We start from the raw sequence: 16,992 nt of genomic DNA on the forward strand, positions 1-16,992 counted from the left end.
GAATGTAAACGGAGCACTCTGGTCGACCATGACCCACAGCATCCTCGACGCCAGCCCCATCGACCGGGACATTGACGGCCATGACGACATCATCTATGCCGGCGATCTGGGAGGGAATATTCTGGCCCTGCGCGACAAGGAGCAAACAGGGGTCTGGGAAAAACATCGGCTCTTCGATCTGCCCGCGACCCTGATGGTCGCCGGCCAAACGATCAAACTCGGGCAAAAGTTCATGTACGCACCGGAAGTAGGTGCCGCGGCCTTCGGCGAAATGCTCTACATCGGCACCGGCGACCGGAAAGATCCCACCGACACCGACTTTGTGAATGCGATCTATGCCATCCCCAGCACCTGGGTCAATACCGACGTCGGCACTGAGCCCCAGTACAAGACGCTGACCCCAGCCGATCTGGTCGATGTGACCGACAACAGAATTCAACTCGGTAGCGAAGAGGAAAAGTCCGAAATCCGGGCGGCTCTGGCGGAAAAAAAGGGTTGGTTCATTCGCTTGAGACCGGGGGAAAAAGTCGTCTCTTCGCCACTTCTTCATAACAAGGTGCTTTATTTCACGACCTACACCCCCGGCACCGACACCGAAAGCTCCTCCGACCCCTGCACCAGCAACGTGGATATGGGGGATGCTCGGCTTTACGCCATCGATTACATGACCGGTGAATGGAGATTCCCAGATGGGCGAGACAAAGAGGTAGGAACTGGCATCCCCTCCCCTCCGAGTATCATAGAAGCCCCCGGTGGCCCTAAACTCCTCGGGATTGCCCAGGGTGGTGGAGGTGGTGGAGGTGGTGGAGGTGGTGGAGGTGGTGGAGGTCCTAACGCCTTCGGAGAAGATCTATCCGATGGCGACGATGCTCGATTGAAACAATTTTTCTGGCGCCAAATTCGCTGACGTCGACACCCCCAATGAAAAAAAGCGGCCTTTCCGGCCGCCTTTTTTCATTGGCCAAATTCCCTTTCGGGATGCTAATTTAGCCCTCCCTTTGCAGCCCGAACCCGGAATTGGCCGATTATGAAACGACCCCTTCCCTTCCACTATGCCTGGATCATCGCCCTCTGCGGCGCGCTGACGCTCTTTTGCTGTTTCGGGCTGGCGCGCTTTTCTTTCGGCATGCTGCTGCCGGCCATGCGCGCCGATCTCGGTTTCGGCTACGACCGCATGGGCTTCGTCAGCACCGGCAACTTCGTCGGCTATCTGCTGTCGGTGGCTCTCGTTCCCTTTGTGCTGCGCCGGGTCATGCCGCGTCTGCTCATTTCCCTGGCCCTGGCCTTGATCGCCCTGGCCCTGCTCGGCATCAGCCAAAGCAGCAGTTTCGTCGTCATCGTCGGGCTTTACGCCCTGGTCGGTGTCGGCGGCGGCTTTGCCAATATCCCGATCATGGTTCTCGTTTCCCACTGGTTCCGCCGCGAACGACGCGGGCGGGCGGCGGGGCTGATGGTCGCCGGCAACGGCGTCGGCATCATCCTCTCCGGCTTCCTTATCCCCTACCTCAATGATGTGCTGGGCGCCGACGGCTGGCGCGCCGGTTGGCTGATCCTCGGCGGCCTCATTCTGCTGCTGGCCCTGGTGGTCGGCCTGCTCCTGCGCAACGACCCGGCCGATCTCGGCCTGGAGCCGGTCGGCCGCATTCAGGCGCCGCGCGAGGCTGAGCTGATACCCCACGAAGCGCCGGGGGCGGGGCGGGTGCTGGCGCAGCTCGGGCTGCTTTACGCGATCTTCGGCGCCACCTATCTGATCTACGGCACCTTCATCGTCACGACGTTGGTGGAGGAATATGCTTTCGGCGAGGGGACGGCGGGGCTCTTCTGGTCGTGGGTGGGATTTTTCGCGATCTTTTCCGGGGTGAGCTTCGGCGCCCTCTCCGACCACATCGGCCGAAAATGGGGGCTAATGGCGGTCTTCATCCTGCAAACGGCGGCCTACGGCCTGGCCGGATCGGGCTTCGGCCCCTGGGCGATGTTCGTCTCGGTGGTGCTGTACGGGCTGGGGATGTTCGCCATTCCGACCATCATGGCGGCGGCGGTGGGGGACTATCTCGGTCTGTCGCGAGCGGCGGCGGCCTTTTCCCTGCTCACCTTCTGCTTCGCCATCGGCCAAACCCTGGGGCCCTCCGGCGCCGGGATGCTCGCCGAGGCGGTCGGCGGCTTCGCCCCGGCCTACCTCCTCTCCGCCGCCTCGACCGCCCTGGCGGCCCTGCTAACCAGCCTGCTGCCGAAACCGGCGGAGCCACATTGAACAAACCCCCTACGAGTCCGCCCAAAAAAAGATGCGGTTCCTTTCGTCACCGCATCCTACAGGCTAAACCAGATTTTTCACCACAGAGAACACCGAGGACACAGAGAAATCAAAATCAGAATCAAATCAAGCGAAACCCCAGCAATCAGGCACCCCCGACCTTCCAACATCAAGCCTTAACTCCTTGTTTTTCCTCTGTGTTCTCTGTGCCCTCTGTGGTGAGATCGATTTTTTACCCCCTGCAAACAGCCATTTCAATCCGCCGCCTATCGATGAAAATCCCCCGCCGCCTCGGGTTGATAGAGGATCTTGCCGACCTTGAAGCGGCGGGCGCCGCCGGGGACTTGCCAGGTGATGGTGTCGCCGGTGCGGTAGCCGATCAGCGCGGTGCCGACCGGAGCGAGGATGGAGACCCGGCGTTCGGCGGGATTGGCCTCGGCGGGAAAGCAGAGGGTGTACTCCGTATCCTCGCCGCTGTCGAGATCCTTGAGCAGCACCCGCGAGTTCATGGTGATGACGTTGGCGGGAATATCCTTGGGCTCGACCACTTCGGCCCGGCTCAGTTCGTCCTCCAGCGCCTCTAAGTGCTTGGCGGTGCGGGCGCCGCGCCCGGTCTGTTCCAGCAGTCGCTCCAGACGTTCGAGATCGAATTCGGTAATGTAGATCGGTTTTTCCTTTTTGGCTCGGGCCATGATATCTATCTCCTTTCGCGGCCTGGGGGCTCTCCCCTTCACCGGATAAAACCCGGCATCATACAGACTTTGCCCCATTAGGCAAGGGCGATCCCCATTCCTCTTCAAAATTCCGTTTGTCGATGCTAGACTTCCGGCGTCTGACCTTCACCCGTTTTTCCATGCCGAGCGCCGCGCCATGTCCCACTTTCTCGACCCGATTCTCGATCACTTTGCCGACGACCTCGCCGTCGATCTCGGCAGCGCCTTCACCCGCATCTGGCGCAAGGGCCGGGGGCTGGTCTTGGCCGAACCCTCGCTGATCGCCCTGACGGCGTCGGGAGAAATCCTGGCCGTGGGGGAAAAAGCCAAGGCCCTCTGGGGCTGGGAACCCCGGGGCGTGCGCGTGACCGCCCCGCTGCGCGGCGGCGCGGTGACCGACCCGCCGGCAGCGGCCGCGATGCTCGAAGCCTTCTTCGCCAAGCTGCCGCGTTTTCTGCCGGGTCGCCACCGGCGGGCGGTGCTGGGCCTGCCCACCCAAGCCACGGCGGCGGAGCGGCGACAGGCCAAGGATCTCTTCCATAGGGTGGGGATTCAAGAGGTCTACTTCATCGACACGCCCCTGGCCGCCGCCATCGGCGCCGATTTGCCCATCGACGAACCGGCGGGACAGTTGCTGGTGAATATCGGCGCCGACCTGACGGAAGTCGTACTGGTCGCCGCCGGCGCCATCCAGCATCAGCACAGCCTGCACATCGGCGGCGCGGCCCTGGATCAGGCCATCAGCGACCACCTGGAGCGCACGCGCGAGCTGCGCATTGCCCCGCCGACGGCCGAAGCGATGAAGATAGCCCTGGGCCGTTGCGGGGGCACAGCCCCTTGCCGCAGCCTGCGCATTCGCGGCCGAAACCCTCGAAAGGGCACGGCGCAAGAGGCTGTCGTCGACGCCGAGGAAATCGCCGCCGCCCTGCAAGCCCCCCTCGACGAATTGCTCGCCGCCATCGCCGCCGCCATCGGGAAAATCCCTGCGGACGCCACCATCGACCATCTCGACCGCGCTGTCCTTCTGGCCGGAGGCGGCTCCCTCCTGCCGGGATTCGCCGAACGCCTCGCCCAACACATCGACCTGCCCGTCGCCCGCGTCCCCCAACCCCTCGCCGGCAGCGTCCTCGGCGCGGCCCGGGTCCTCGACTATCTCAGCGTCCTCCGCCGCCTGGAAAAACACGACTGAGCAACTCCCTTCAGCCTTCAGTCTTCAGCCTTCAGCCTTCTTCCTCCCCTCTTGCCCGATGCTTCTCCACCCGTTCGCTGAGCTGGGCGATAACCTCGGTGGCGGCGTTGATGATATGGTTGTTGCTGAAGCCCGCCTTGCGCAGTTCCCGGTAAAACGCCCGCCCGAAACTTTTCGCCAGAAAGGCCGGATTCTTCAGCGCCGCCTCGACGGCATCCTCGACCACGGCGTTGGCCTCGTTGAGCACGGCGAGTTGAGCGAAGCGGCTGCGCAGCAGATTCTGCAACTGGCGCACCTGGATCGACTTGCCCGCGACCAGGGCGACGGTGGTGAGCTGATAGAGGTCTTTTTCGCCATAGGTGCGGTCATCGGCCGGGGAGTTGACGTTGATCACCCCCACCACCTTGCCGCCGATGAAGATCGGCGCCGAGACAAAGCCCTTGTGCCGACGCTCGGGCCAGCGCGCCTTGGGGGCGAAGGGGGATTGCTCGATATCGGGGATGAGCAGGGCCTGGCCGGTGGCCGCCACCTGCCCGGCGATTCCCTCCTTGTGCCGAGCCTTTTCCGTGTAGGCCGCCGCCGGCAGATAGCCGTGACTGGCGTAGATGCGCATGACCGGCTCATCTTCCCCCTCGTCTTGAAACAGCATCAGCGAGCAGTTCTCCGAATCGAGCAGATTGGCCGCCAGCGCCGCCATCTCATTGAGGCTTTCGTCGAAATTACCCTGCTCTTCGAGAAAACCGGCGAGACCGACCAGTTTCATGACCGATGCGTTGAAGGATTCCATAGATGACTCCCAGGGTTATGGATCAGCGTTCACAAGATTCGCTTAATGTATATCAGGAATCCTTCTCTTGCGGGAAGGCTCCGGACCATAACCCCACGAAAAAGTTCCGGGCATTGACGCCGAGCCGACGGGTATAATAGCCCCCTTCCTGCACCACCAGGGTCGGCAGGCGCAAAGCGCCGATCCTCCGTCCCAAAACTTCGAAATTCGCAGCGGTGAAAGGCCAGGTGCCGGTGGGATCCCCCTTGGCCGTATCCAGCCCCAGGCAAAGCACCAGATAGCTCGGCTGAAAGATGCGGATCTTGCGCAGCGCCTTGTCCAGGGTTTTCAGATACAGATCGAAATCGATCGTCTCGGGCAGCGGGTAGTTGCGGTTAAAGCCGAGTCCTTCCCCCTCCCCTTTTTCGTCCTCGAAACCACTGAAATAAGGGTAGGCGAAACTCGGATGTCCGTGCAGGGAAACTGTCAGCACATCCTTGCGCCCGTAGAAGATCACCTGCTGGCCGTTGCCGTGGTGATAGTCGATATCGAGCATGGCGATCGGCCCGAAACGGCTCAGATAATGGGCCGCCACCGCCGCGTTGTTGTAGTAGCAAAAACCGCCGAAAGCCCGCACTTCGGCATGATGTCCGGGCGGGCGCACCAAGGCATAGGCCAGGCGGTGCCCGGCGAGAATCCGGTCGGCGGCGGTCAGGGCGCAGTCCACGGCCCGGGTCGCGGCCAGCTGTGCGTTGCGGTTGATGGGGGTGAAGGTATCAATGCAGTAATAACCGGCGCGCACCGCCAACTCCTTCGGCGGCCGCGCCTGGTTGCGAATGGGGAAGACGTAAGGGTAGAGGGAACGGTCGCCGCCGAGATTGGCGCAGACCTTCTTGAAGTAATCGACATAGGCTCCGTCATGCACGGCGCGGATGTGCCGCTCGGGATAATCCGCAGGCGCCGTCCGCTCGAACATCCCCAGGGGCGTCAGTTCTTTGAGGATGGCGTCGATGCGCACCGGCGCCTCGACGTAACCCCGTTCCCGCACATGGTGGATGGAGTGCTGATCGTTGACCACCAGGGGGATGCGCCGCAGCTTGCCGCTCACCGCAACCTCGGCCACCGTCGGCGTCTTGCGCCGGTAGCGGGGCGGACGCAGAAGCACCGGATCGTCCTGGAAGGATGTGACCACCATATCGATGTAAGCCGGGGAGCAGAGGTGGCCATAGCGCCGTTCGAGAATGGCACGAACGATGCGCCGGGCCTCTGCTGCCGGCAGGGGCCGCTCCTGCCCCAGATTATCGAAAACGAGATAGGGGGGATTATCGTCGCCGGGCTTCACCGGCGTCTCGTAGGCGGTCCCGACGATGGGACGGGCACCGTACTTCTCGTAGAATTTGAGTCGGGCCCGGTTCTGGGCGAGGGTTTCCGGGTCGCGGCACAGGGCCGGATCGTCGGGCAGGCACTCGAAAAAAATCCCCCGGCAACCGAGCACCACCGCTTCCTCGCGCAGCCGTTCGTAGAGGGCGCCGCCGATACCGCCGCCGGTGGCCGCCTTGGCCGCTGAAATGTAGTCGAGGTAGGCAAAGTGCAGTTCCGGTTCGTGGGAGAGGAGGGCGAAGCCGGTCACCGTGCCGCGACTGTCTTCGGCGACATAGAGGATGGAGCGGAAGCGGTGCTTGAGGGGATTGCGCAACAGTTCGGGAATTTTGTCGACATCCTCCGGCTTGAGCGCGGGAAACTGCTCGCGGAGGATAGCCTGGACCTGGCGCAGCGCCTCGCGGTTGCGCGGCGCGACTTCGTCGAAAAAGCGGCGGATGATGAACATGGGGCCTCGTCAGAAAAGCAAGGATGCCCTTTCATTCTAACCTAGGTCGGAGAAATGGACAGAAGCGAAAAACGGCGCCCCGTATCGAACGGGGCGCCACGGTTCAGGGCATGGCGGAGGTGAATTCGGGCCAGAAGAGCCAACTGATCAGGATCATCAGAAAGCTGCCGCCCAGCGCACCGCAACCGACCAGAAAGAGAACCAGGCTGGTCCGCGAGTTCTTGCCGATGCACAACCAGGAAAGGTAGAGACAGAGTACCCCGATGGGGATCGCGATAATGAGACTCACCAGGGGCCTCCCCCACGGTGAAGCACCGTTTTGACCAAATTTTTCCGACTAGAAATAGTAACCGACATTGATATTGAACTTGGTGTTCCAGCCTTCATCTCGATGGCGCCCGGCACCGAAGCCGTCTTCGCCGATGCTGCCGATCCAGGTGGCGTTCTTGCCCATGATGAAGTCGATGTAGGTGTAGACGGGACCGGCGGTGACCAGGCAGCCGAGGGTGTTGATCTCCGAATCCTCGAAATCTTCTTCGGCCTTCACCAAGCGGCTGTAGTCGTTATAAAAGGTCAGCTTGCTGACCGGCCCCCAGCTCACCGGCACGTCGTAGCTCAATCCGGCGACGTAGACCGTCCCCTTGGCGGCGACGTCATGCCCCCAGCCGAAGGCGCCCATACGCACCACTTTGTCGTCGACTCCAGCGGGATTTTTCGGATTGTGCTCGTACTCGATGACCTCGAGCATCAGGTTGAAGGGCCCATAGGTGCCGTTGACATGGGCGGCGGCGGCCCAGTGGTCGCCGTTGCGGCCGGTGTCGCCATTGTAGAGTTGGCCCCACTGCCCGGAGACGCCAAGTTCGGTATCACCCAGATCGCCGTGGTCGAGACGGTAGGCGAGGCGGGCGTTAAACTGGTTGCTCTCCTCGTTGTTCTGATCATTTTCCTTGACGATGTCGTAGGAATAGCGGTCGAGATCAGAGGCGTTGCCGAAGTCGGCGTTCTTGAAAAAGGCCAGTTGCAGATCCCAGGGACCGTTCTGATGAATCGCCTTCAGACCGAGATCGTAGTCGTCCTCGAAACCGAGATAGTAGGGAAGCCCGAACCAGAAGTTGTGCGAGGCATAGGGGAGCAGACCGAAAGGAACCTGAGTCAGGCCAAGCTGTACGCCGGTCTCATCGCTGAAATTGTAGCCGAGCCAGCCGTGGTGAATGAAATGCCGATCCTCCATGAACCGGTACTGGGCGGAGAGTTTCACATCACTGTACGAGCCGTTGACGTCAAGCCGGAAGAGATCGAACTTGAAATCCCCCCCTTTCTCCTTGCCGTCCTCATGCCAGCGATCATCATCGTTGTAGGTGTAGTTGAAACGCAGGGCGCCGCCGACTTTGAGATGATCCGTCGTCTCGCCTTCTTTCTCGGTCACGGCGACGGCAAGGGTTTCGCTTTCCGAGGGAGCTTCGGCTTTCTGTTCGGCCGTGACCGGCGCGGCGGCGGCCTGGGGAGCGGGCGTCGGCATCACCCCCTGGCCGCGCAGGAGCAGAGCTTCCAGTTCGGCGACCCGGGCCTTTAAAGCGTTGAACTCTTCGATAGGGACCGTCTCCCCGGCCAGGGTCGGGAACGGCAGGGCGATCAAGGCCAAAAAACACAGAAGCAAAGGCAGGCGTAGAGATGTCGACACGGGGGTCCTCCTCTTCATTTATGCGGCCTTACTTGCCGAGCCAACCGTTGACCAGATCACGATGATTTTCCACCCAGGACTTGGCGTTGACGTAGGGATCGGCGCCATCTTCCTGGTTGGCGGCGATCAGTTCCTCGCATTGGGGCGCGGTCCAGTTGAAATGGTCGAGCAGGGCGTAGACCTCGGGCATCTCCTCCTTCAAACCCTTGCGCACGATGGTGTTGATCGTCTCTTCGCCGCCGTAAATCCCCTGGGGATCTTCCAGATACTTGAGATCCCAGCGGGCGAATTTCCAGTGCGGCGTCCAGCCGGTGACCACCGCCCAGTTGTTGTTCTTGATCTCGTCGGACAGGGCCGCGGTCATGGTCGCGCCGCTGCCTTCCACCAGACGCAGGTTTTTGATCCCATACTCCTCGACGGCTTTTTCGGTGAGACTCATGATCCCGGCGCCGGGGTCGATGCCGATGATGCGGCCGGAAAATTTGTCGGCATGGGCGTCGAGTTCGGCGATGGAGTCAATCGTCACATACTCGGGAACGACCAAGCCGATACGGGTGCCGACGAGATTCGGGCCAAGGTCTTCCACCGTCTCCCGCACTTCCTCCAGATAATGGCCGTGGGTGGTCGGTAGCCAGGCCGAGGTCATGGCGTCGGCATCGCCACTGCCCAGCGCCTGCCACATGGCGGCGGCGCCCACCGGCAGGGTTTTCACCTCGTAGCCGAGTTCTTCCAAAACGACACGCATGACGTTGGTGCTGGCAACCTCGGCGACCCATTCGACATAGACAAGGGTCACCTCTTTCTTGGCCGCCGGCGCGACCGCTTTCGTGCCGTCAGCAGGGTTTTGCTCCTGGGTGCAGGCCCAAAGCAACGAAGTGAAACAGAGCAGGGTAATGAGCAGAATACGTTTCATGGGGTACTTCCTCCTAAGAAGGGGTAGATGGCAGTCGTTCTGCGGCTTGGCATAAATGCCGCGTTTGTCGTCAGCCCACTAACGATGCTTTCGCAAAAATCATCAAGATTCGATGGCTAAGCAAAAAGCGCCAAATGCAAGGCGCGCAATTAGCGAGCAATGAGGCGTACTTACGTACGTCGAAGCAGCGAGCCGATTGCAGCAACGCAGCAGTTGGTGAGTTTTTGCGACGCCATCACCTACCGACCCTGGGGCGGCACGTTGAACTCATAGCCGCAGGCCGGGCATTTGACCCGGGGCCCTTTTTCCGGCGCTCCTTGAGTCCCGGCGCAGGCGCTGAACAAAAACAGGCCGAAGGCGGCGACGGCGAGCAGGGATAGTCGTTTCATGGGCAATAATCCTTTCTTTTCGGGGCGTAAACCAAATCAGCCGCGGGCGTCGCGACCGATACGCTGGGTAATGCGATCGAGGATGATGGCGACGATTACCACGCCAAGACCGGCTTCGAAGCCCATCCCCGGCTTGAGCCGCTGAATCGCCTTCCAGACTTCGCCGCCGAGGCCGCCGGCACCGATCATGGCGGCGATAACGACCATCGACAGCGAGAGCATGATGGTCTGGTTGACACCGGCCATGATCGTCCCCTTGGCCAGGGGCAGCTGGACTTTGAAGAGTTTCTGCGAACGGTTCGAGCCGAAGGCGTCGGCCGCCTCGATGAGATCGGCCGGCACCTGCTCGATGCCGAGGCAGGTCATGCGAATCGCCGGCGGCATGGCGAAAATCACCGTGGCGAAAATCGCCGAAACCGGCCCGAGGCCGAAAAAGGGGATGGCCGGGATGAGATAGACGAAGGCCGGCATGGTCTGCATGAAGTCGAGAATCGGCATGGTCACCCGATGCACGGGGTTAAACAGGGCCGCCATAATTCCGATGGGGATGCCGATGACGACCGCCACCAAAGTGGCGATGAGGACCAGGGCGATGGTCGAAACGGTCGGCTCCCAGAGCCCGAGATTCCAGACGAAAAGCAGCCCCAACAGGGTAAAAAGGGCGATGCGCCGGGTGCTCAGCCAGAACGCCAGGGCCGTGAAGAGCAGGATCAACAGCCAAGGGGGAAGAAAGAGCATGCCGTCGACCAGGGCCTCGATGCCGACTTCGGTGATCTTCGACAGCCCTTTGGTGATGAAGGCGAAATGTTCGGTGAAAAAATCGATGGTGCTTTCCACCATCGCCCCGAGGGGGAATTTGGGCAGCGGCATCTCCATCAGTTGTTCCTCCCTTCGGCCATGGCAGCCAGTAACGCGCCGCGGACGATAATCCCCTTGAGCTTTTGTTCTTCATTGACGACCACCACGGGGAAGGATTCGATCGAAAAGAGCTCTTGCAGGGGCGTGCCCGGCTCGACCCGGGGAATGTCGCGGACGATGATCGCTTCGAGACTGGTTGCGCCGCTCTTGGCCAGGCGCGAGGCCTCCTCGGCGTGAACAATGCCGAGCAGGCGCCGCTCCTTATCCACCACCAGGATGCTGGAAGTACCGATTTCCTTCATTTTGTGCAGGGCGGTCTTGGGACCGTCCTTGGGGAAGGTCACGGCGGTGGCCTTGTGCATGACCGTTTCGGCGGTGAGCACCTTGGAGACATCGACATTTTCGATGAACTTCTCCACGTAATCGTCGGCGGGGCTGGTGAGAATCTCCTCCGGCGTCCCCTGCTGGACGATGACGCCGTCCTTCATGATAATGATCGTATCGCCGAGCTTGAGGGCTTCATCGAGATCGTGGGTGATGAAGACGATGGTTTTGTTCACCCGGCTCTGCAGGGCCAGCAATTCGTCCTGCATCTCCCGGCGGATCAGCGGATCGAGGGCGCTGAAAGCTTCGTCCATGAGCAAAATATCGGGGTCGAGGGCCAGCGCCCGGGCCAGGCCGACCCGCTGCTGCATGCCGCCGCTGAGTTGTTCGGGATAGGCATCGGCCCAGTCCTTGAGTCCAACCAGGTCGAGGGATTCCAGCGCCTTGCGGGCCCGCTCCTCAGGTGCGACCCCCTGGATCTCCAGTCCGTATTCGGCGTTTTTGAGCACCGTACGATGGGGAAAGAGGGCGAATTTCTGGAAGACCATGCCGAATTTGTGCTGTCGCACCTCGCGCAGGGCTTTTTCGTCCAGGGTGGTGACGTCGACCCCGTCGATGAGAATTTTTCCGGCGGTCGGCTCGATGAGTCGGTTCAGACAGCGGATGAGGGTCGACTTGCCGCTGCCGGAAAGGCCCATGACGACCAGGAACTGGCCGGGGTCGATGTAAAAGGAGGCGTTGTTGATGCCGACGGCCAGGCCGTGCTCGCGCAGCAAACGTTCTTTGCCGAGCCCCTGGCGCAGCAGGGCAATCCCCGACTTCGCCGACGGACCAAATATTTTGTAGAGATTTTCAACGGTTATTTTTGGATGCATGACAATGACCGGCGGGAAGAGAGCAAAGCACTTCGACCCGCCCGGAACTCCCTGGTGGCTTCAGATAAAAACGAGCGGTACGGAGGTAAGCGACAAACGAGGAAGAAAGAGAACCGTCAGGGCTCTCCGGCGGGAGGGTTCAGCGGTCCGGTTTCCAGAACCGGCGCGGCGGAAATGTTGCGGGCTTCCATCAGATCAACGACTTTTTCGAGGGAGAGGGAGATGGAGACCCGCTCCAGTTCCGACAGGGCCGCCAGGGAATCCCTAAGCGTATCCTGGAGCAGCGAGGGCGCGTCGGCGGCCAGCGCCGCCCCGGAAGGGGTCGCCTCGATCAGCACCTGCCGACGGTCACGGGGACTGCGAGAGCGGCTGACCAACCCCTTTTCTTCCAACCGATCAAGGATACCGACCAGAGTGCTGGGGCTGAGATAAACGATCTTGGCCAGCCGGGCGGCGGTAAGCTTCCCCTGATCGCGGATGGCGAGCAGGCAGGAGAGCTGCGGCCCGGTAATGCCGTAGCTGTGCGCCAGCTTATGCGAATGGATTTCAATCGCCCGGATGATACGCCGTAACGACTGGAGGATACGCAAATCATACTGGCTGTCGGGAATTGTGGGGGACTCGTGCAGAGGGATGACTTCTCCCGCGTGATTTTCTTCCGTCAACCCCGTATCTTGCAGACCCTGCCTGATTTCCATGACTGCTCCTGAAACATTCGAATCCAATAGTTTGAATCCAAACGTTTATAACACAAACCATTCTCCCTGTCAAAAAACCGACCTGTCTTTTCTTCTCAGCCAAGCTGTGGCATGATGCGCGGCACTCGAAATCGCTGCCGCTCCCGCGACACAGCCCCCTGAAAGGCTGACCGGGGGTTCGCTTCGGTTTTCGTTTTCCCGCCGCCCCCGACGGCTATCGGATCGACATCGTGCGCAACGACTGAGTCTCTCGCGGGAATGCGCAGTAATGGACTGTTCCATTGACTATTGCGTCCAGCTGACTAATCCGGTTAAATTTTATGACATATGGGAATGGAGCTTCCTTGGTGCGATACTGGCTTGCTAAACATCTGTCCGGACTGATCCTGCTCTTCTATGTGATGAGCAGCGTGGCGCTGACCCTGGTCTGCGGCGGATGCGCTGCGGCCGAAGAGCACGCCCACCACGCACCGGAAAACGCATTTTCCCCCTGCCCGCTCTTCGCTGACAAAGCCGGGACCTGTCACGGCCGGTGTCTCGATGGACAGCTCCACCTCCTCTCCCAGACCCCGCCGCACCGCGCCGCCCTTTCGGGGCCGTTGCCGCCAACCGCCGCCAAGCCGCCGCGCAACCTCGCGACCTGGGGGGCACCCCCCCGGGAACCGGTCCGGGATTACCACGAGCCTTGGGTGCTGGGCCCTCTTCTGGCGCAGCGCCATCTGGGGACGGTGGTCCTCATCGTCTAGCCGCCCGTCCCCGTCCGACGCCGATTTCCGGACCGGGTCCGTTCCGGCCCCGTCGCTCGACCTCGTTTTCGCTAGGAGTCTTCCCCGTGACGACACAAAAACGTTCCTTTCTCTATAGCCTCTGGGATTTTTTCGCTTCCCTGAAACTTTCCATCATTCTCCTCATCCTGCTCGCCGCCACCTCGATCATCGGCACGCTCATCCAGCAGAACCGCTCTCCCCAGGAATATCAGCAGATGTACGGTGAAACCCTGCATCGCCTTTTCGACCTGCTGAACTTCTATGATATGTACCACTCCTGGTGGTTCCTGGCGCTGCTCGGCATCTTCGCCGTCAACCTCACGACCTGCTCGCTGAAGCGTCTGCCCAGGGTCTGGAAGCAGGTTTTCGAGCCCCTGACGGTCGCCGATGACGCCCACTACAACAGCCTGAGCAACCGCCACGAACTGCGTGTGCCGCTGGCTCCGGAAGCCGCCCGCGACCGCCTGGCTCCGCTTTTCGGCGAGGCGCTGGCCGCCCCGGTAACGACCGAGGCCGACGGACGCATCCACCTTTACGCCGAAAAACATCCTTGGTCGCGTTTCGGGGTCTATGTGACCCACCTGTCGATCCTGATCATCTTCGTCGGGGCAATCATCGGCAATCTCTGGGGCTTCAAGGCTTTCGTCTCCATCGAGGAGGGAACTTCGACCGACAAGGTCTGGACCGCGGGCGGGCAAGAGCCTCTGGATCTCGGCTTCACGGTGCGCTGCGACGACTTCGCGGTGACCTATTATGACGGAACCAATCGCCCCAAAGAGTACATGAGCATCCTCAATATCATCGACAACGGCGAGGAGGTCGTCAGCAATCGCAAGGTTGTCGTCAACGACCCGTTGAAATACAAGGGGATCACCTTCTACCAGTCGAGCTTCGGCCCAGCCGGCAATCCCCAACTGAACCTTGAAATCACGGACAAGGCGAGCGGCGAGGTGCGGGAAGTCACGGTCACCGAGGGCCGCCACTATCCCCTCTCCGCTGGCTATTCCTTTGCTGTGACTGGTTATACCGACAGTTACGGGCAGTTCGGTCCGGCGGTGGAAATGCATGTCAATACCCCGGAGGGACTGCACAAAGCGCCCTTCGTGGTGCTAAAGAATTTCCCTGGTTTCGGCGGCAAGCAGGACTCGCCCTTCAGCTTCGCCCTGCTCGACTACCAGCAGAAACACTACACCGGCCTGCAGGTGAAAAAAGACCCTGGGGTTTGGGTGGTCTGGCTGGGCTGCGCTCTGCTGGTGCTCGGCTCCATCGCCGCCTTCACCCTCTCGCACCGCCGCCTCTGGGCGTGCATCGTGCCGGCGGGCAAAGGCTCGAAAATTCTTCTCGGCGGCAACGCCCATCGCAACCAGCCGGCCTTCGCTCTCTTTTTCGATGATCTGAAACAACGAACCAACGACGCCATCAAAGCCTGAACTTCGCGCTAATCCACGGAGAATGCCATCATGACCAGTTCCCTCTTTTTCAATATCACGACCATCGCCTATTTCGCCGCGATGGTGCTCTTCATCATCTACCTCGTCAGTCGCAGCCGAGCCGTCGCCCTGGCCGCGACCGGGGCGGTCTGGGCCGGTTTCGCCGCCAACACCCTGGCCATCGGCCTGCGCTGGCGCGAGGCCTACGCCCTGGGCTTTGAGCAGGCACCCCTCTCCAACCTCTACGAGTCAGTGGTCTTCTTCGCCTGGAGCATCGCTCTCTGCTATCTGCTCATGGATTTCAAGTACAAACAGCGCGCGGTCGGGGCCTTCGTCATCCCCTTCGCCTTCATCTTCATGATCTGGGCGCAGCTCGGCTTAAACGCCCAGATCCAGCCGCTGGTGCCGGCCCTGCAGAGCAACTGGCTGACCTACCACGTCATCACCTGCTTCCTCGGTTACGCCGGTTTCGCCGTCGCCTGCGGGGCATCGATCATGTATCTGCTGGTGATTGGGCGCGAAGAGCGCAAAGGGGACAAGCAGGGGCTGACGGGGATTTTCCCAAGCGCCAAGGTGTTGGACGACATCAACTACAAGGCGATCATGTTCGGCTTTCCCATGCTCTCTTTGGGCATCATCACCGGCGCCGCCTGGGCAAACTACGCCTGGGGCACCTACTGGAGCTGGGACCCGAAGGAAACCTGGAGTCTGATCATCTGGTTCATCTACGCGGCTTTCCTGCATGCCCGTTTCACCCGGGGCTGGGTCGGGCGCAAGGCGGCCTGGCTGTCGGTCATCGGCTTCGTCGCAACAATCTTCTGCTATCTCGGCGTCAACCTGCTGCTCGCGGGCCTGCACTCCTACGGGAGTTAGGGAAGGTGAGGGGTAAGGGGTAAGGGGTGAGGGAAAGGCGAGGAAAGGCGTTTACTCCACGCCCCAGGGGTGTCAGAAGATCGAAGCAATACGTTCGTAGGATTTGCTGAGACGTCGGGCAGTGGTCAAAAACATGTGCCGCAGCAGGGCAAGGCCGAGTTGGGGATAGTGGCAAAGCATCTCTTCGAATTTTCCGCTGTGCAAAAGAAGCAGGTCGGCGGTTTCGATGAGTTCGGCGCTTACGGTACGGGGATTGCGGGTCAGCAGACAGAGTTCACCGGCAATCGAGCCGGGCCCATAGAGTCCGACGACCACTTGGCCGCCGCCGAATTCCGTTCGCTTCTTGATGCCGAGCTTGCCGGAAAGAATGAAAGCGGTGAAGTTATCGGTCTCTCCCTCTTGCCAGAGAACGGTTCCGGCCTCGGCCCTGACCCGCCGGCAACAGGAGAGAAAACGCTCGATCTCCTCGTTCTCCAGGTTGTTAAAAAAAGGGAAGAGCCTGCGAAGTCCGGCGACGGGCATGGGACAAGTCCTCCTTCTGGTCAGCAACGCTCAATCCGCTGCAAATTTTAAGCCCGCACTCATCGCAAAACCATTGTCCCGAAGCCCCGGTATTCAAGGATTTTCCGGAGACCCCGTGCCCCTTATCGAAGACCAGCTCTTTCGCAAGATCAGAAAACTGACGGGCAAGGCCATCGGCGACTTCAACCTCATCGAAGACGGCGACCGTATTGCCGTCGGCATCTCCGGCGGCAAGGACTCCTACACCCTGCTGCACATTCTCGACAGTCTGCGCCGGCGGGCGCCGGTGCGCTACGAGCTGGTGGCGGTCAATGTCGACCCGGGCTTTCCCGGCTACCGCAAGGAGCATATCGAGAAGCATCTGCGCGAGCACGGCTTCGCCCAGCACTTCGAAAGTACCGACTGCGCGGAAATCATCGACGCCAAGCTGCGCCCCGGCTCCTCCTACTGCGCCTTCTGCGCCCGCCTGCGGCGCGGCGTCCTCTACACCGTGGCGGACCGCCTCGGCTGCAACAAGCTGGCCCTCGGTCATCATCTCGACGACGTCATCGAAACGCTGCTCCTCAACCAGTTCTACATCGGCACCCTGGCGGCCATGAGTCCCTGCCTGCTCGCCGACAACGGCCGCCATACGGTAATCCGTCCCCTGGTTTACGTGGAGGAAGCCGACATCGCCGAGTTCGCCGCGCGCAACGGCTTTCCCATCGTCTGCTGTTCCTGCCCGGTGGTCGGCGCCGTCGATCAGAAGCGTCAGCGCATGAAACAGCTGATCGCCGAACTTTCCCGGGAAAACCCCCAGCTGCGCCGAAGCCTGCTCAGCGCCTGCGGCAACGTCCAGCCCCGGCATCTCATGGATCCTCGCCTGACCCCCTTCGCGCCCCTCGGCAAGCAGCCCGATATAGTGTAGAATGGTCG

Annotated in this window: 18 protein-coding genes; 7 read left to right on the forward strand and 11 right to left on the reverse strand. The window is 61.1% G+C overall.

The annotated features are described in order from the left end of the window. Positions 1 to 28: 28 nt before the first annotated feature. Together RBR25_RS00850 and RBR25_RS00855 are read left to right on the forward strand one after the other, a co-directional pair. Complete coding sequence (locus tag RBR25_RS00850; protein WP_432817626.1) at positions 29 to 907, forward strand: hypothetical protein; 879 nt, start codon at positions 29 to 31, stop codon at positions 905 to 907. Between the two features lie 120 nt (positions 908 to 1,027). Further along, positions 1,028 to 2,251 (forward strand): YbfB/YjiJ family MFS transporter, encoded by a 1,224-nt coding sequence (locus tag RBR25_RS00855; RefSeq protein ID WP_432817627.1) that lies wholly within the window; start codon positions 1,028 to 1,030, stop codon positions 2,249 to 2,251. Positions 2,252 to 2,517: 266 nt separating this feature from the next. On the opposite strand, the gene rnk is transcribed toward RBR25_RS00855, so the two are convergent. Further along, positions 2,518 to 2,943: a nucleoside diphosphate kinase regulator gene (gene rnk / locus RBR25_RS00860; RefSeq protein WP_092055622.1), complete on the reverse strand. Its 426-nt coding sequence runs from the start codon at positions 2,941 to 2,943 to the stop codon at positions 2,518 to 2,520. Between the two features lie 178 nt (positions 2,944 to 3,121). Between rnk and RBR25_RS00865 the strand changes: the two genes are divergently transcribed. Next, positions 3,122 to 4,153 carry a rod shape-determining protein gene (locus tag RBR25_RS00865; RefSeq protein WP_092055619.1) on the forward strand — a complete coding sequence of 344 codons (1,032 nt, stop codon included), beginning with the start codon at positions 3,122 to 3,124 and terminating at the stop codon, positions 4,151 to 4,153. Positions 4,154 to 4,184: 31 nt separating this feature from the next. On the opposite strand, the gene RBR25_RS00870 is transcribed toward RBR25_RS00865, so the two are convergent. The 9 genes from RBR25_RS00870 to RBR25_RS00910 all read right to left on the reverse strand — a co-directional run bounded on the left by RBR25_RS00870 (position 4,185) and on the right by RBR25_RS00910 (position 12,485). Next, the gene (locus RBR25_RS00870; protein ID WP_432817628.1) at positions 4,185 to 4,940 is read right to left on the reverse strand and encodes a GAF domain-containing protein; all 756 of its coding nucleotides are present in this window, start codon (positions 4,938 to 4,940) and stop codon (positions 4,185 to 4,187) included. A gap of 52 nt (positions 4,941 to 4,992) precedes the next feature. After that, complete coding sequence (locus RBR25_RS00875; protein WP_432817629.1) at positions 4,993 to 6,747, reverse strand: histone deacetylase family protein; 1,755 nt, start codon at positions 6,745 to 6,747, stop codon at positions 4,993 to 4,995. 103 nt (positions 6,748 to 6,850) lie between these two features. Then, positions 6,851 to 7,036: a hypothetical protein gene (locus RBR25_RS00880; RefSeq protein WP_432817630.1), complete on the reverse strand. Its 186-nt coding sequence runs from the start codon at positions 7,034 to 7,036 to the stop codon at positions 6,851 to 6,853. Positions 7,037 to 7,084: 48 nt separating this feature from the next. After that, positions 7,085 to 8,428 carry a hypothetical protein gene (locus RBR25_RS00885; protein ID WP_432817631.1) on the reverse strand — a complete coding sequence of 448 codons (1,344 nt, stop codon included), beginning with the start codon at positions 8,426 to 8,428 and terminating at the stop codon, positions 7,085 to 7,087. Between the two features lie 28 nt (positions 8,429 to 8,456). Continuing rightward, positions 8,457 to 9,341, reverse strand: a complete 885-nt coding sequence (locus RBR25_RS00890; protein WP_432817632.1) for a glycine betaine ABC transporter substrate-binding protein — start codon at positions 9,339 to 9,341, stop codon at positions 8,457 to 8,459. A gap of 239 nt (positions 9,342 to 9,580) precedes the next feature. Next, on the reverse strand, positions 9,581 to 9,730 hold the full coding sequence (locus RBR25_RS00895; protein ID WP_432817633.1) for a hypothetical protein: 150 nt from the start codon (positions 9,728 to 9,730) through the stop codon (positions 9,581 to 9,583). 36 nt (positions 9,731 to 9,766) lie between these two features. After that, positions 9,767 to 10,606, reverse strand: coding sequence for an ABC transporter permease (locus RBR25_RS00900; protein WP_432817634.1), 840 nt, complete (start codon positions 10,604 to 10,606; stop codon positions 9,767 to 9,769). After that, complete coding sequence (locus RBR25_RS00905) at positions 10,606 to 11,787, reverse strand: quaternary amine ABC transporter ATP-binding protein (protein WP_432817635.1); 1,182 nt, start codon at positions 11,785 to 11,787, stop codon at positions 10,606 to 10,608. Before RBR25_RS00905 ends, RBR25_RS00900 begins: the two co-directional genes overlap by 1 nt. Positions 11,788 to 11,903: 116 nt before the next feature. Beyond that, positions 11,904 to 12,485, reverse strand: a complete 582-nt coding sequence (locus RBR25_RS00910) for a MarR family winged helix-turn-helix transcriptional regulator (protein ID WP_432817636.1) — start codon at positions 12,483 to 12,485, stop codon at positions 11,904 to 11,906. Between the two features lie 344 nt (positions 12,486 to 12,829). On the opposite strand from RBR25_RS00910, the gene RBR25_RS00915 reads away from it, so the two are divergent. The 3 genes from RBR25_RS00915 to ccsB all read left to right on the forward strand — a co-directional run bounded on the left by RBR25_RS00915 (position 12,830) and on the right by ccsB (position 15,555). Then, positions 12,830 to 13,231, forward strand: coding sequence for a hypothetical protein (locus RBR25_RS00915; protein ID WP_432817637.1), 402 nt, complete (start codon positions 12,830 to 12,832; stop codon positions 13,229 to 13,231). Between the two features lie 86 nt (positions 13,232 to 13,317). Then, positions 13,318 to 14,682, forward strand: coding sequence for a cytochrome c biogenesis protein ResB (gene resB / locus RBR25_RS00920; RefSeq protein ID WP_432817638.1), 1,365 nt, complete (start codon positions 13,318 to 13,320; stop codon positions 14,680 to 14,682). Between the two features lie 30 nt (positions 14,683 to 14,712). Next, a complete protein-coding gene (gene ccsB, locus RBR25_RS00925; protein ID WP_432817639.1) occupies positions 14,713 to 15,555 on the forward strand; it encodes a c-type cytochrome biogenesis protein CcsB in 843 nt (280 codons plus the stop codon). A gap of 72 nt (positions 15,556 to 15,627) precedes the next feature. Here the strand turns inward: ccsB and RBR25_RS00930 are convergent, their stop codons facing one another. Further along, complete coding sequence (locus tag RBR25_RS00930) at positions 15,628 to 16,077, reverse strand: Crp/Fnr family transcriptional regulator (protein WP_432817640.1); 450 nt, start codon at positions 16,075 to 16,077, stop codon at positions 15,628 to 15,630. A gap of 115 nt (positions 16,078 to 16,192) precedes the next feature. Between RBR25_RS00930 and ttcA the strand changes: the two genes are divergently transcribed. Beyond that, complete coding sequence (ttcA, locus tag RBR25_RS00935) at positions 16,193 to 16,984, forward strand: tRNA 2-thiocytidine(32) synthetase TtcA (protein ID WP_432817641.1); 792 nt, start codon at positions 16,193 to 16,195, stop codon at positions 16,982 to 16,984. The last annotated feature ends 8 nt before the right edge of the window (positions 16,985 to 16,992 follow it).

It is taken from the genome of Trichloromonas sp., from assembly GCF_034006665.1.
Lineage (GTDB): Bacteria > Desulfobacterota > Desulfuromonadia > Desulfuromonadales > Trichloromonadaceae > Trichloromonas.